We start from the raw sequence: 14250 nt of genomic DNA, 5'->3' as shown, positions 1-14250 counted from the left end.
CGTCCTCCCCCCGGGGCCGTCGATGTCGTCGATCTTCCGAACGCATGTGTGACGACCCTAACCCCCGCCACCGACAATCCCCGAGACCCGCCACAATGCGGCAACACGCCCTTCACACGCTCCCGGTGTCCAGGGGACAGAATGGGGAACCATGATCCGGTTCGAGCACGTGACCAAGCGGTACGCGGACGGCACCACCGCCGTCGACGACCTCTCCTTCGAGGTCGCCGAGGGTGAACTCGTCACTCTGGTCGGCCCGTCCGGCTGCGGCAAGACGACCACGATGATGATGGTGAACCGGCTCGTCGAGCCGACCTCGGGCCGCGTCCTCGTCGACGGGGAGGACATCTCCGGCGTCGACCCCGTCGCCCTGCGCCGAAAAATCGGCTACGTGATTCAGCAAGTCGGGCTCTTCCCCCACCGCACCGTCCTCGACAACACCGCGACCGTCCCCGCCCTCCTCGGCTGGAAGAAGGCCGCGGCACGCGCGCGTGCCGCCGAACTCCTCGACCTCGTCGGCCTCGACCCGGCCACGTACGGCTCCCGCTACCCCGCCCAGCTCTCCGGCGGCCAGCGTCAGCGCGTCGGCGTCGCCCGGGCCCTCGCCGCCGACCCGCCCGTCCTCCTCATGGACGAGCCCTTCGGCGCCGTCGACCCCGTCGTCCGCGAGCGCCTGCAGAACGAGTTCCTCGCCCTCCAGGCCACCGTCCGCAAGACCGTCCTCCTCGTCACCCACGACATCGAGGAGGCCGTCCGCATGGGCGACCGCATGGCCGTCTACGGGCAGGGCCGCATCGAGCAGTTCGACGCCCCCGCGACCGTCCTGGGCTCCCCCGCCACGCCGTACGTCGCCGACTTCGTCGGCAGCGACCGCGGCCTCAAGCGGCTCGCCGTCACGCCCGTCACCGAGGCCGACCTCGACCCCGTACCGCTGGAGAAGCCGGGTGGCGCGGGCGGCGCCCCCGACCCCCTACCCCTCGGGACCTCCCTCAAGGACGCCCTCGCCGCGCTGCTCCAGCACGACACCGGACGGCTCACGGTCACCGGAGCCGACGGCCGCCCCGTCGGCGTCCTCACCCCGGCAGGCGTCCACCGCGCCCTGCGCCGGGCCACCGTGGAGTAGGGCTCCCACACCTTTCGCGAGGCGTCAGGTCGCGCTGAGCTTGGCGCCCATCCAGACCATCCCCGGCGGGATCTCCCGGTTCCACGTGTTGAAGTTGTGGCCGCCGCTGTCCAGAGTGATGGACGAGACCCGCGCCGGGCTCTTCACCTTCTTGATGAACTCCAGCGTGCCCCGCCGGTTGTCCTCGCCCTGCTTCGACGTCGTCACCAGGAACGACGTCCTCCCCTGCGGCAGATGGTCCAGGCTCCACAACAGGTCCGCCCGCTTGCGCAGCCGGTCGTCCCCGTGGAAGAGGTCGCCCGTCGTCACGTCCTCCGCCGCCCGGTAGTACGCGGAGAACCCCGCCCCCGCAGCGAACCGGTCCGGGTGGTGCAGGGCGATCTTCAGCGCGCAGTACGCGCCCGTGGAGTTGCCCATGAACCCCCAGTTCCGGGGCTTCGTGCCCACCCGGTACGTCTCCGAGACCGCCTTCGGCAGGTCCTGGGCGAAGAAGGTCTCCGTCTGCGGCCCCCCGGGCACGTCCACGCACTCGGTGTCCCGCGGCGGCGCCACCGTCGGACGCAGCATCACCAGGATCATCGGCTGCATCCGCCCCTCCTTCGCCTGGAGGTACGCGGTCTTCGGGTACTTCAGCCCCTTGATCAGGTTCTCCGCGGTCCCCGGATACCCCGTGAGCACCACCGAGGCCGGGAAGGTGCGCTTCGCGTAGCGCTCCTGGAAGTACTCCGGGGGCAGGTACACATAGGCCGGCGAGACGATCCCCGACCGCTCCCCCGCCACCACGACCTTCTGTATCTGGCCGCCGATCGCGGGATGCCCGCCGCCGGGCACGTCGAGCGCCCGGGTCCCGACGACCCGTACGTCCTTCGAGCCGCCCGCGTGGTCGACGACCACGCCCATCTCCTGCTCCTGGCCGAACAGATCGGCCCACGAGCCGTAGAAGAGGAAGGAACGATTCGCCGCCAGACCCACCGCCGCGAACAGCGCCACCTGCGTGACGAGAAGCAGCCCCACCCGGCCCGCGTACGCCCCCCAGCCCCGGCGTGCGAGGCGCGGCCACAGCCACACCGTGGCGAGAAACAGCGCCACGGCCAGCGTGACCGCCACCACGAGGACTTTGCTGCTGGTGAGACCCATGGGACGACCGAGCCTTCTTTCCGAGATTTTCCTGTGAACCGATGAACCCGACTCCGCACTGCTCCGTCCTAGAAGGCGCACCAGCCGGAACGGCCCGCCGAACGCGCCGCAGGGCCCGACCGGAGTCAAAGACCCTCCGCAGGACCACGGGAAGCACGGGAAGCCATGTCTGTCACGCAAGATGGGGACAAATCAGGATTGGTTCCTGTTCGGGTACGTCGGATTCTCCGCGGGCCACGCCCCGAGAAGGTCCCCGCGCTCGTCGGCACGGCCTGCACCCTCATCGGTCTCATCGACATCGCCGCCGGCGTCTTCCCCCGCTTCCGCGCCAGCCGCATGCACGCCCTCGCGGAGGTCCTCCCCGGCACCCTCGGCCCCCTCTCCGCCGCCCTCTCCCTCAGCGCCGGCGTCCTCCTCCTGCTGCTCGCCCACGGCCTCAAGCGCCACAAGCGCCGCGCCTGGCGCGCCGCCGTCGTCCTCCTCCCGCTCGGCGCCGCCGCCCAGTTCGTCTGGCGCCACTCCGTCCTCGGCGCCCTCCTCTCCCTCGTCCTCCTCGCCCTCCTCCTGCGCCACCGGGCCGAGTTCGCCGCCCTGCCCGACCCCCGGAGCCGCTGGCGGGCACTCGCCAACTTCGTCGTCATGGGCGGCGGATCCATCGCCCTCGGCCTCGTCATCGTCAGCGCCCACCCGCGGCGCGTCCTCGGCAGCCCCAGCCTCGCCGACCGCCTGGAGCACGTCCTCTACGGACTCTTCGGCGTCGAAGGACCCGTCGGCTACAGCAACGGCGTGGACTGGACCGTCGGCTACTCCCTCGGCGCCCTCGGCATGCTCACCGCCCTCACCACCATCTACCTCGCCTTCCGCCCCGAACACCCCGCCGCCCGCCTCACCGACGAGGACGAACACCGGCTGCGCGCCCTCCTCGACCAGCACGGCGGACGCGACTCCCTCGGCCACTTCGCCCTCCGCCGCGACAAGGGCGTCGTCTTCTCCCCCAGCGGCAAGGCCGCCGTCTGCTACCGCGTCGTCTCCGGCGTCATGCTCGCCAGCGGCGACCCCATCGGCGACGTCGAGGCCTGGCCCGGCGCCATCGAACGCTTCATGGACGAGGCCAAGGCCCACTCCTGGACCCCCGCCGTCATGGGCTGCTCCGAGACCGGCGGCCAGGTCTGGACCCGCGAGACCGGCCTCGACGCCCTCGAACTCGGCGACGAGGCGGTGGTCGACGTCGCGGATTTCTCCCTCTCCGGACGGGCCATGCGCAACGTCCGACAGATGGTCAAGCGCATCGAGCGCAACGGTTACACCACCCAGGTCCGCCGCGTCCGTGACCTCGACGACGCCGAACTCGCACACGTCCGCCACGCCGCCGCCGACTGGCGCGGCACCGACACCGAGCGCGGCTTCTCCATGGCCCTCGGCCGCATCGGCGCCCCCGGCGACGGCGACGCCGTGATAGCGACCGCCCACAAGAAGGACGACGGCGACGCCCCCGACTCGCCCTACGGCGACCTGAAGGCGATCATTCACTTCGTCCCCTGGGGCCCGGACGGCATGTCCCTCGAACTCATGCGCCGCGACCGCTCCGCCGACCCCGGCATGAACGAGCTCCTCATCGTCGCCGCCCTCCAGGCCGCCCCCGGCCTGGGCATCCACCGCGTCTCCCTCAACTTCGCCATGTTCCGCTCCGCCCTCGCCCGCGGCGAGAAGATCGGCGCAGGACCCGTCCTGCGCGTCTGGCGCGGACTCCTCGTCTTCCTCTCCCGCTGGTTCCAGATCGAATCGCTGTACAAGTTCAACGCCAAGTTCCGGCCACGCTGGGAACCCCGCTTCGTCGTCTACCGCACCAGCCGCGACCTCCCCCGCATCGGCTTCGCCGCCCTGCAGGCCGAAGGCTTCCTGAACCTCTCCCTGCCCCGGCCCCTCACCCGCCGACGCCCCGCAGCCGCCCCCCGGCCCTGCGCCCACATCATCCCCGCGCCCGCCGAGCGCGAGGTCCGCGCGGCCTGACCGGGGAATCCGCGCGGCCCGATCTCGCCCCTGGGCCCTACGCTGGACACATGAGTACGACGATCGACCGGGGTACCGCCCGGGGCCTGCCGGAGTGGGACCGCTGCGCGGTCATGGGCGTGGTCAACGTGACCCCCGACTCCTTCTCCGACGGCGGCCGCTGGTTCGACACCACGGCCGCCGTCAAACACGGCCTCGACCTCGTCGCCGAAGGCGCCGACCTCGTCGACGTCGGCGGCGAGTCCACCCGCCCCGGCGCCACCCGCGTCGACGAGGAGGAAGAACTCCGCCGCGTCGTCCCCGTCGTCCGCGGCCTCGCCGCCGAAGGCGTCACCGTCTCCGTCGACACCATGCGCGCCAGCGTCGCCGCCCGCGCCGTCGAAGCCGGAGCCGTCCTCGTCAACGACGTCAGCGGCGGCCTCGCCGACCCCGCGATGGTCCCCGCCGTCGCCGCCGCCGAAGTCCCCTTCGTCGTCATGCACTGGCGCGGATTCAGCCAGGACATGAACAGCCTCGCCGTCTACGGCGACGTCGTCCCCGAAGTCCTCGCCGAACTCCGCACCCGCCTGGACGCCGTCGTCGCCGGCGGGATCGACCCCGAGCGCATCGTCGTCGACCCCGGCCTCGGCTTCGCCAAGCTCGCCCCCCACGACCTCGCCCTCGTCGCCCACCTCCCCGAACTCCGCGCCCTCGGCAGGCCGCTCCTCGTAGCCGCCTCCCGCAAACGCTTCCTCGGCCACGTCCTCGCCCGCGAGGGCGCCTCCCCGCCGCCCGCCCGCGAACGCGACGCCGCCACCGCCGCCGTCTCCGCCCTCGCCGCCCACGCGGGCGCGTGGGCCGTCCGCGTCCACGAGGTCCGGGCCACCGCCGACGCCGTACGCGTCGCCCGGGCCGTCGAGGGAGCCGCGTGAGCAGGGACGAAAGGGACGACTGGGAGGAGGAGAGCCCCAAGGCCCGCACCGTCGAGGAGACGGCCGTCGAAGCCGCCAACACCGCCTTCTACGAGGCGATGGAATCCGGCGACTTCGAAGGCCTCTGCGACCTCTGGCTCGACGACGGAGCCACCCCCATCACCTGCGTCCACCCCGGCTGGCCCGTCCTCACCGGCCGCGGCGAGGTGCTCCGCTCGTACGCGCTGATCATGGCGAACACCGAGTACATCCAGTTCTTCCTCACCGACCTGAAGACCTCCCTCGCCGGACCCACCGCCGTCGTCACCTGCACCGAGAACATCCTCAGCGGCGGACCCGCCGAGGACGGCGACTCGCTGGGCCCCCTCGTCGGCCAGCTCGTCGTCGCCACCAATGTGTTCCGCCACACACCCGACGGCTGGAAGATCTGGTCCCACCACGCCTCCCCCGTCCTTGCGGAGACCGGGGAAGCCGAGGGAGGCGGGCCCGGCGCCGACGAGACCGAACCGCCCTCCTGACCCGCCCACGGCCCCCACGAGCAAGCGCTGTCGGCCCCCGCAGGTAGATTCGATGGCGGACACCCGGCCGTCCGCACCCGGCTGCGTGGCCACCGAACTACGACAGCAGGAGTGATTCGCGTGGATCGTGTCGCGCTGCGCGGCCTCAAGGCCCGGGGCCATCACGGCGTCTTCCCCAAGGAGCGCGAGGAAGGCCAGACCTTCATCGTGGACCTGGTCCTCGGCCTGGACACCCGCCCGGCCGCCGCCGCCGACGACCTGACGAAGACCGTGCACTACGGGATCGTCGCCGAAGAGGTCGTCGACGTCGTCCAGGGCGAGCCCGTCGACCTCATCGAAACCCTCGCCGAGCGCATCGCCCAGCAATGCCTCAGCCACCCCGGGGTCCAGGAGGTGGAAGTCGTCGTCCACAAACCGGACGCGCCCATCACCGTGCCCTTCGACGACGTGACCATCACGATCACCCGGAGCCGACGATGAAGCCGACGCAGAGCGACCCCACCGTCCAGCCCGTACCGGCCTCCGTCGTCGCCACCGTCGACGCGGCCGACGTGACCCTGTCCAACCCCCGCTGGGCCGTCCTCGCCCTCGGCGCCAACCTCGGCAACCGCCTGGAGACCCTCCAGGGGGCCGTCGACGCCCTCGCCGACACCCCGGGCCTCCGGGTCAAGGCCGTCTCCCCCGTGTACGAGACGGAGCCCTGGGGCGTCGAGCCCGGCACCCAGCCCTCGTATCTCAACGCGATCGCCCTCGTGAAGACGACGCTGCCGCCCTCCTCCCTCCTGGAGCGGGCCCACGCCGTCGAGGAGGCCTTCCACCGCGTTCGCGAGGAGCGCTGGGGCGCCCGCACGATCGACGTCGACATCGTCGCCTACGCGGACGTGGTCTCCGACGACCCCGTCCTCACCCTCCCGCACCCCCGCGCCCACCAGCGCGCCTTCGTCCTCGCCCCCTGGCACGACGTCGACCCCGACGCCCAGCTCACCGGCCACGGCCCGGTCGCGGCCCTCCTCGCCGCCGTAGGCAGCAGCGGCGTCACTCCCCGTACCGACCTGGAACTCCGTCTGCCCGAGTAGTCGTTACGCTTCGTGGCAGACCACCACAAGCACGACCGACGACCACGCGAAGGACATCCGGTGAAACAACTGCGGCTCAAGGTGCTCGCCGGACTGTTCCTCGTCGCCGGCATCCTCTCCTGGGGTGCCGCCCGCCTCTGGGACTCGGTCGGCACCCTTCCCAGCGTGCCGATCGCCGCGCCCATCGTCCTCGCCGTGATCGCGGCGGTCCTCAGCGCGACCGCCCTCTCGATCCGCGCCCGCCTCAAAGCCCAGCGCGAGCGCCGCCCCGGCGCCAAGGGCGTCGAACCCCTCATGGCGGCCCGCGCGGTCGTCTTCGGCCAGGCGAGCGCCCTGGTCGCCGCCCTCGTCGCCGGCATGTACGGCGGCACGGGCGTCTACCTCCTCGCCTTCCTGGACGTCCCGGCCCGCCGCGACCAGGCCCTCTACGCGGCCCTCGCGGTCGCGGCGGGCATCGGCGTCATCGCCGCGGCCCTCTTCCTGGAACGCGTCTGCAAGCTCCCGGAGGACGACGACGAGAACCGGGCGCCGGCTGCGTAGCACCTCTACCAGGGCTCGCGCACGAGGTGCCCGTTCACCAGGAAGGTGGGGTACGGGGCCAGCCGGTAGCTGTAGAAGGTGAAGGGCTTGGCGCCGAGGGCGGGGCGGGGACGGACCTCTTTGACCGGGACCCAGGACGACTCGGGCGGATCCAGGGGGTGGTGCTCGGGGAAGTACGTACCTCGGGTCTGCCAGCGGTCCGACACATAGAGCTGTGACCGAATCCCTCTCTTCGAGGGCGTGAACCGTGCCCCGATGATCTGTGCCAACTCCGCCAGGAAGGGAACATTGGCGCTGACGACTTGGCGGCCGTTCCACCCCTTGACCCGGCAACCGTCGCCTTCGATGTATCCGTCCAGGAACCCCTGGAAGGTCGCGGCGTCGCGAAGAACAACCCTGGGAAGGCGCTGCCGCATGTGGTGCGCGTCCCCTCCGACGTAGTGGCGCAGGGCGTCGTTGAGGTACGAGGAGACCACCCGGACCCGAAAGCCGGGCAGGTCCCGCTGCAGATAGCCGGACGGCCGGGACACGGCCTCCAAGCGGGCAGGCAGTCAAGTGCAGGCCGTCAGCGCGGTGGCGTACCGGGTCGCAAAGGCTTCCTCGTTCACCACCAACGAGACATAATTCTTGCCAACCGTCCCATCCGCACACGTGGCACCGATGAAGTAGCCGAACTCGTACCCCGGCCTTATCGTGGGTCGCTCCCGGCACAGCTTCTTCGCGTGCGTCCACGCGATTGCCGTCCCCGCCGCGTCGGCCGCGCGCTCCCACCCGTCCGGGGTGAGAAGCAGCAGATCCGGGCTGGCAGTGAAGGTCATGCGGTCCGTGACCACGTCGACGGCCTGCCGTCCCTTCACCGCCGTCACGCCCACGACCGTGGTCTGCACCGTCCGATCCCCGTCCAGCGTCCACATCGCGCTACCAGGAGCCACATTCTTCGCCTGGACGCAGCCGTCCACCAGGTTCACCAGCATCTTGCTGGTCAGCCCGTACCCCATACCGATCCCCCTTGATCAGCGATCAACTCCACTGATCGGGGACGGTATGGAGCAAGGCGGGCAGCCCGCTACTAACGGGCCAATATCAGGGACATAGCCTCAGCGCGTGTAGTAGCGTCACGAAGTTGACCACGCACCGCCGAGGTCGTGGTCTTGGCACCCGGCTTGCGGATGCCTCGCATCGACATACACATGTGCTCCGCCTCGATGACGACGATCGCACCGCGGGCGTCGAGAATTCGCATAAGCGAATCTGCGATCTGTGTAGTAAGTCGCTCCTGCACCTGCGGGCGGCGTGCAAACACGTCCACCAGTCGGGCCAGCTTGGACAGGCCTGTGATCTTTCCGGATTCCGCAGGGATGTAGCCCACATGAGCCACCCCATGGAACGCCAAGAGGTGATGCTCACAGTTGCTAACGAATTCGATGTCCTTGACCAGGACCATCTCATCGTGGCCCAGGTCGAACGTCGTCGTCAGAACATCCTCGGGCTTCTGCCACAACCCCGCGAAAAGCTCCTTGTACGCCCGCGCCACGCGCGCCGGCGTCTCCTTGAGCCCCTCGCGGTCCGGGTCCTCGCCGACCGCGATGAGGAGCTCTCGTACGGCGTTCTCGGCGCGCTTCTCGTCGAATACGCCGATCGTGCCCTCGCCGTCCAGCGTCACCGGGTCGGTCATCCTGTGCCTCGTTCCGTCTGACTGTGTGCGCGCGAAATGGCCGCGCCCCCACAGGCTAGAACCTGTGGGGGCGCGGCAGCCATTCCGGGGTGCCGGGGGTGTCAGTCCTCGGGAGTCTCCACGGGGGCGATCTCGATGCCCTTCGTGGTGTCGACCGTCGGGGTCGCCGAGCCGTTCGCGCTGTTCGTCAGGGCGAGCTCCTTGGGGGAGAGCACCGGCGGACGCGTGGACGGGGTACGGCGGCTGGAGCCGGTCCAGGCCGGGCGGGCCGGGCGCTTGACGATGGTGGAGAAGATCTCGGCGATCTCCTCCTTGCCCAGCGTCTCCTTCTCCAGGAGGGCGAGGACCAGGTTGTCGAGGACGTCACGGTTCTCGACGAGGATCTCCCAGGCCTCGTTGTGCGCGGTCTCGATGAGCTTCTTGACCTCTTCGTCGACCAGCGCCGCGACCTCTTCCGAGTAGTCGCGCTGGTGCGCCATCTCACGGCCGAGGAAAGGCTCGGTGTTGTCGCCGCCGAACTTGATGGCGCCGAGACGCTCGGTCATGCCGTACTGCGTGACCATCGCGCGGGCCGTGGCGGTGGCCTTCTCGATGTCGTTCGCCGCGCCCGTGGTCGGGTCGTGGAAGACGAGCTCCTCGGCAGCGCGGCCGCCCAGCATGTAGGCCAGCTGGTCGAGCATCTCGTTGCGCGTGGTCGAGTACTTGTCCTCGTCCGGCAGGACCATCGTGTAGCCCAGGGCGCGGCCGCGGGACAGGATGGTGATCTTGTGGACGGGGTCGGAGTTCGGCGAGGCCGCAGCCACCAGGGCGTGTCCGCCCTCGTGGTACGCGGTGATCTTCTTCTCCTTGTCCGACATGATCCGGGTCCGCTTCTGCGGGCCCGCGACCACACGGTCGATCGCCTCGTCGAGCGAGTGGTTGTCGATCAGCTTCTTGTCCGAACGGGCGGTGAGGAGCGCCGCTTCGTTGAGGACGTTGGAGAGGTCCGCGCCGGTGAAGCCGGGGGTGCGTCGGGCGACGGCGCCGAGGTCGACGTCCGGGGCGACCGGCTTGCCCTTCTGGTGGACCTTGAGGATCTCCAGGCGGCCGATCATGTCCGGACGGTCGACGGCGATCTGCCGGTCGAAGCGGCCGGGGCGCAGGAGCGCCGGGTCGAGGATGTCGGGCCGGTTCGTGGCGGCGATCAGGATGACGCCGCCCTTCACGTCGAAGCCGTCCATCTCGACGAGGAGCTGGTTGAGGGTCTGCTCGCGCTCGTCGTGGCCGCCGCCGAGGCCGGCACCGCGGTGGCGTCCGACGGCGTCGATCTCGTCGACGAAGACGATGGCGGGCGCGTTGGCCTTGGCCTGCTCGAAGAGGTCGCGGACCCGGGAGGCGCCGACGCCGACGAACATCTCGACGAAGTCGGAGCCGGAGATCGAGTAGAACGGCACGCCGGCCTCGCCGGCGACGGCGCGCGCGAGGAGCGTCTTGCCGGTTCCGGGCGGGCCGTAGAGCAGGACGCCCTTGGGGATCTTGGCTCCGACGGCCTGGAACTTCGCGGGCTCCTGGAGGAATTCCTTGATCTCGTGGAGTTCCTCGACGGCCTCGTCCGAGCCGGCGACGTCGGCGAAGGTGGTCTTCGGCGTGTCCTTGGTGATGAGCTTCGCCTTGGACTTGCCGAACTGCATGACGCGGGAGCCGCCGCCCTGCATCTGGTTCATCAGGAAGAGGAAGACGACCACGATGAGGACGAAGGGCAGGAGGGAGAGCAGGATCGAGACGAAGGGCGACTGCTTCGTCGGGGAGACGGTGTAGCCCTTCTCGATCTGCCCGGCCTCGAACTTCTCCTGGAGCTTGTCGGCGATGTCCACGCCCTGGCTGCCGATGTAGCTGGCCTGGACCTTGCTGCTCTTGTCGATCTTCTGGCCGTCGATGAGCTCGATCTTGATGATCTGCTCGTCACCGGTGGTGACCTTTGCCTGCTTGACCTGGTTCTTGTCGATCGCCTGGACGACCTTGCCGGTGTCCACCGTCTTGTAGCCCTCGGACGAGCCGACGACCTGCATCAGCACGACCACGGCGAGGACGGCCAGCACGATCCACATGACCGGCCCACGGAAGTATCGCTTCACGTCCATCCATACGGAGCGAGAACGCTCCGTCCCTCCTGCCCGTAGGAAAATGCTGCTGTGAGAGCTGCAGTGTGAAAAAGCTGTTCTTCGGACGGTACCTCAGCATCGACGCCGACGACCGCCTTCCCGTGGTTCAACGGAGGGAAGGCGGCCGGGGTTCCCCGTACGGGCGGATGTTCAGCCGCCGTAGACGTGCGGGGCGAGCGTGCCGACGAACGGAAGGTTCCGGTACTTCTCGGCGTAGTCGAGGCCGTAGCCGACGACGAACTCGTTGGGGATGTCGAAGCCGATCCACTTGACGTCGATCGCGACCTTGGCGGCCTCGGGCTTGCGCAGGAGCGTGCACACCTCGAGGGAGGCGGGCTCGCGCGAGCCGAGGTTCGAGAGCAGCCAGGACAGCGTCAGGCCGGAGTCGATGATGTCCTCGACGATCAGGACGTGCTTGCCCTTGATGTCGGTGTCGAGGTCCTTGAGGATGCGGACGACGCCCGAGGACTGGGTGCCGGCGCCGTACGAGGAGACGGCCATCCAGTCCATGGTGACGGGGGTGGAAAGGGCGCGAGCCAGATCCGCCATCACCATCACGGCGCCCTTGAGGACGCCGACGATGAGCAGGTCCTTGCCCGCGTATTCCGCGTCGATCTTCGCGGCCAGCTCTGCCAGCTTGGCGTCGATCTCTTCCTTGGTGATGAGCACCGACTGGAGGTCGGTGCCCATGTCCTTCTCGTTCACCCGGGTCACTTTCGTTGCAGCGTGCGTCAGCCTTGCCGGATGACCAGTCTGCCACCCTGCCGACGGGCTTCGACGCGACCGGGCAGGTTGATGGCCCCCTGGCCGCGCCAGCCGGTGATGAGCCGGTCGACTTCTTCGATGTGCCGGGCGAAGAGCGAGCCGGCGGGCGCGCCCTCGGCGATGACGGCGCGGCGCAGGACGCGGCGGCGCACGGCGGGGGGCAGGCCGAAGAGCTTGGCGCATTCGAGGGCGCCCGCCTCGTCGCGCACGGAGGTCTCGGCGTCGGCGGCCCATGTGTCGAGGGCGTCGGCGTCGTCGCGGGAGAGCTGGGCCGTTCGGGCGAGGGCTTCGACGACGCCTTTGCCGAGGGCCTTCTCGAGGGCGGGGAGGCCTTCGTGGCGGAGCCGGGAGCGGGTGTAGGCGGGGTCGCTGTTGTGGGGGTCGTCCCAGACGGCGAGTTCCTGTGCGACGCAGGCCTTGCGGACGGTCTGGCGGTCGAGCTGGAGGAAGGGCCGCCGGTAGCGGCCGGCGGCGCCCGAGATGGCGGCCATGCCGGAGAGCGAGCGGATGCCGGAGCCGCGGGCGAGGCCGAGCAGGACGGTTTCGGCCTGGTCGTCGCGGGTGTGGCCGAGGAGGACCGCGGCGGCTCCGTGGCGCTCGGCGGCGGCGTCGAGGGCCGCGTACCGGGCGTCGCGGGCGGCGGCCTCGGGGCCTCCTTCGCGGCCGACGGTGACGGCGACGGCCTCGACGGGGGTGAGGCCGAGGGCGGTCATGCGTCCGGCGACGTCGTCGGCGCGGGTGTCGGAGCCGTGCTGGAGGCCGTGGTCGACGGTGATGCCGCCGGCGCGCACGGGGAGCTTGCGGGCCTCGAAGGCGAGGGCGGAGGCGAGCGCCATCGAGTCGGCGCCTCCGGAGCAGGCGACGAGAACGAGCGGTTCGTCGCCGGTGGTGTGTTCGGTGAGGACGTCGTGGAGTACGCGGCGGACCGCCAGGCGTATCGCCGCGACCGCAGGATGGGGACCCATGTCCGGTGCCCTTCGTGATGGGGGTGGGGTGCCTCGGTCGGAGTCTTAACGGTCGGAAAGGGGGGTTCGGTCACTCAGAGTGCGTCGATGGTGACAGAAACCCGGCCGTTACCCGAGCATTGCACGCCTCACCCCATGCTCAGGGTCCCTCGGATGGGTGATTGGTGGGCTGTTCCGACGTGTCCCCGTGTCGTCTGCCGCACCCGCCTCAGGAGTCTGCTTTACGGTGCACCCTCGCGATCCAGTCGGCGGGGGCGGCGATCTCGGACTTGGTGGGGAGCGTGTTGGGGGAGGTCCACACGCGGTTGAAGCCGTCCATGCCGACCTGGTCGACGACGGCGCGTACGAAGCGCTCGCCGTCGCGGTACTGGCGGAGCTTGGCGTCGAGGCCGAGGAGCTTGCGCAGGGCGAGGTCGAGGCGGGAGGCGCCGCGGGCCCTTCGTGCCTGGAACTTCTCGCGGATCTCGGCGACGGTGGGGACGACCTGGGGGCCTACGCCGTCCATGACGTAGTCGGCGTGGCCTTCGAGGAGCGACATGACGGCGGTGAGGCGGCCGAGGATCTCGCGCTGTTCGGGGGTCTGGACGAGTTCGACGAGGGACGGGGAGGGTTCGCCCTCCTCGCCTTCTGGGCGTCCGCCGGCGAGGGTCTGGGCGGCTTCGCGGAGGCGTTCGACGACGGTGCCGGGGTCGACGTCGGTGGCGGCGAGGAACGACTGGATCTCGCCCTGGAGGTGGTCGCGGAGCCAGGGGACGCCGGTGAACTGGGTGCGGTGGGTCTCCTCGTGGAGGCAGACCCAGAGGCGGAAGTCGTGCGGAGTCACGTCGAGTTCGCGTTCGACGTGGACGATGTTCGGGGCGACGAGGAGGAGCCGTCCGCCGCCGTTGGCGCCTGCGGGGAGTTCGCGGGTGGCGGGGGCGAAGGTCTCGTACTGGCCGAGGATGCGGGAGGCCAGGAACGACAGGAGCATGCCGAGTTCGACGCCGGTGACCTTGCCGCCGACGGCGCCGAGCACGGCGCTGCCGGGAGTGGCGGAGCGGCGCTCCTGCATCTTGCCGATGAGCGGGGTGAGGAGTTCGCGGAAGCCGGCGACGTTGGCCTTGATCCAGCCGGCCCTGTCGACGACGAGGACGGGGGTGTCGTGCGGCTCCATGCCCTCGGGGATCATCCGCGTGTAGGCGCGGACGTGTTCCTCCGAGGCCTTGGCGTGCCTGCGGAGTTCGGCGACGACCTCGCGGGCTTCGTCGCGGCTGACTTCGGGTCCGGGCCGCACGAGGCGGGTCGCGGTCGCGACCGCGAGGTTCCAGTCGACCATCCCGGATGTGCCTGCGCCACCGATGCTCGTCATGCGTCAACCGTACGGTCTCGGCGCCTGTTCGGTGAGGGTTC

General features: G+C 70.2%; 15 protein-coding genes. 7 read left to right on the top strand and 8 right to left on the bottom strand.

Translation table 11 applies throughout. The features are described 5' to 3' along the window. Positions 1-151 precede the first annotated feature (151 nt). A complete protein-coding gene (locus tag ACIA8N_RS31995; protein WP_365784921.1) occupies positions 152-1123 on the top strand; it encodes an ABC transporter ATP-binding protein in 972 nt (323 codons plus the stop codon). Between the two features lie 24 nt (positions 1124-1147). On the opposite strand, the gene ACIA8N_RS31990 is transcribed toward ACIA8N_RS31995, so the two are convergent. Further along, positions 1148-2260: an alpha/beta hydrolase-fold protein gene (locus tag ACIA8N_RS31990; RefSeq protein WP_365784923.1), complete on the bottom strand. Its 1113-nt coding sequence runs from the start codon at positions 2258-2260 to the stop codon at positions 1148-1150. A gap of 165 nt (positions 2261-2425) precedes the next feature. On the opposite strand from ACIA8N_RS31990, the gene ACIA8N_RS31985 reads away from it, so the two are divergent. From ACIA8N_RS31985 to ACIA8N_RS31960, 6 genes are all read left to right on the top strand, one after another. Next, positions 2426-4270, top strand: coding sequence for a phosphatidylglycerol lysyltransferase domain-containing protein (locus ACIA8N_RS31985; protein ID WP_365784925.1), 1845 nt, complete (start codon positions 2426-2428; stop codon positions 4268-4270). Between the two features lie 50 nt (positions 4271-4320). Then, positions 4321-5181 carry a dihydropteroate synthase gene (gene folP / locus ACIA8N_RS31980; RefSeq protein ID WP_365784927.1) on the top strand — a complete coding sequence of 287 codons (861 nt, stop codon included), beginning with the start codon at positions 4321-4323 and terminating at the stop codon, positions 5179-5181. Next, positions 5178-5699, top strand: a complete 522-nt coding sequence (locus ACIA8N_RS31975; protein ID WP_365784929.1) for a nuclear transport factor 2 family protein — start codon at positions 5178-5180, stop codon at positions 5697-5699. Before folP ends, ACIA8N_RS31975 begins: the two co-directional genes overlap by 4 nt. 120 nt (positions 5700-5819) lie before the next feature. Further along, the gene (folB, locus tag ACIA8N_RS31970) at positions 5820-6179 is read left to right on the top strand and encodes a dihydroneopterin aldolase (RefSeq protein WP_365784931.1); all 360 of its coding nucleotides are present in this window, start codon (positions 5820-5822) and stop codon (positions 6177-6179) included. Then, the gene (folK, locus tag ACIA8N_RS31965; RefSeq protein WP_365784933.1) at positions 6176-6775 is read left to right on the top strand and encodes a 2-amino-4-hydroxy-6-hydroxymethyldihydropteridine diphosphokinase; all 600 of its coding nucleotides are present in this window, start codon (positions 6176-6178) and stop codon (positions 6773-6775) included. The genes folB and folK overlap by 4 nt, the downstream gene beginning before the upstream one ends. Before the next feature lie 60 nt (positions 6776-6835). Next, complete coding sequence (locus ACIA8N_RS31960; protein WP_365784935.1) at positions 6836-7315, top strand: DUF3180 domain-containing protein; 480 nt, start codon at positions 6836-6838, stop codon at positions 7313-7315. 5 nt (positions 7316-7320) lie between these two features. Here the strand turns inward: ACIA8N_RS31960 and ACIA8N_RS31955 are convergent, their stop codons facing one another. The 7 genes from ACIA8N_RS31955 to ACIA8N_RS31925 all read right to left on the bottom strand — a co-directional run bounded on the left by ACIA8N_RS31955 (position 7321) and on the right by ACIA8N_RS31925 (position 14209). Beyond that, complete coding sequence (locus tag ACIA8N_RS31955; RefSeq protein ID WP_365784937.1) at positions 7321-7845, bottom strand: hypothetical protein; 525 nt, start codon at positions 7843-7845, stop codon at positions 7321-7323. 21 nt (positions 7846-7866) lie between these two features. Then, positions 7867-8313 carry a hypothetical protein gene (locus ACIA8N_RS31950; protein ID WP_365784939.1) on the bottom strand — a complete coding sequence of 149 codons (447 nt, stop codon included), beginning with the start codon at positions 8311-8313 and terminating at the stop codon, positions 7867-7869. A gap of 71 nt (positions 8314-8384) precedes the next feature. Further along, positions 8385-8990: a GTP cyclohydrolase I FolE gene (gene folE, locus ACIA8N_RS31945; RefSeq protein ID WP_365784941.1), complete on the bottom strand. Its 606-nt coding sequence runs from the start codon at positions 8988-8990 to the stop codon at positions 8385-8387. Positions 8991-9091: 101 nt separating this feature from the next. Next, positions 9092-11110 carry an ATP-dependent zinc metalloprotease FtsH gene (gene ftsH, locus ACIA8N_RS31940; RefSeq protein ID WP_365784943.1) on the bottom strand — a complete coding sequence of 673 codons (2019 nt, stop codon included), beginning with the start codon at positions 11108-11110 and terminating at the stop codon, positions 9092-9094. Positions 11111-11281: 171 nt separating this feature from the next. Then, on the bottom strand, positions 11282-11821 hold the full coding sequence (gene hpt, locus ACIA8N_RS31935; protein WP_030219931.1) for a hypoxanthine phosphoribosyltransferase: 540 nt from the start codon (positions 11819-11821) through the stop codon (positions 11282-11284). 41 nt (positions 11822-11862) lie between these two features. Further along, positions 11863-12861 carry a tRNA lysidine(34) synthetase TilS gene (tilS, locus tag ACIA8N_RS31930; RefSeq protein ID WP_365784945.1) on the bottom strand — a complete coding sequence of 333 codons (999 nt, stop codon included), beginning with the start codon at positions 12859-12861 and terminating at the stop codon, positions 11863-11865. A 208-nt stretch (positions 12862-13069) separates the two neighbouring features. Then, a complete protein-coding gene (locus tag ACIA8N_RS31925; protein ID WP_365784947.1) occupies positions 13070-14209 on the bottom strand; it encodes a zinc-dependent metalloprotease in 1140 nt (379 codons plus the stop codon). Positions 14210-14250 lie beyond the last annotated feature (41 nt).

Source organism: Streptomyces sp. NPDC051822 (genome assembly GCF_044452745.1).
Taxonomy (GTDB): Bacteria; Actinomycetota; Actinomycetes; order Streptomycetales; family Streptomycetaceae; genus Streptomyces.
Note: the sequence above shows the minus strand (reverse complement) of the source record. Positions and strands in the feature narration are given on the sequence as shown.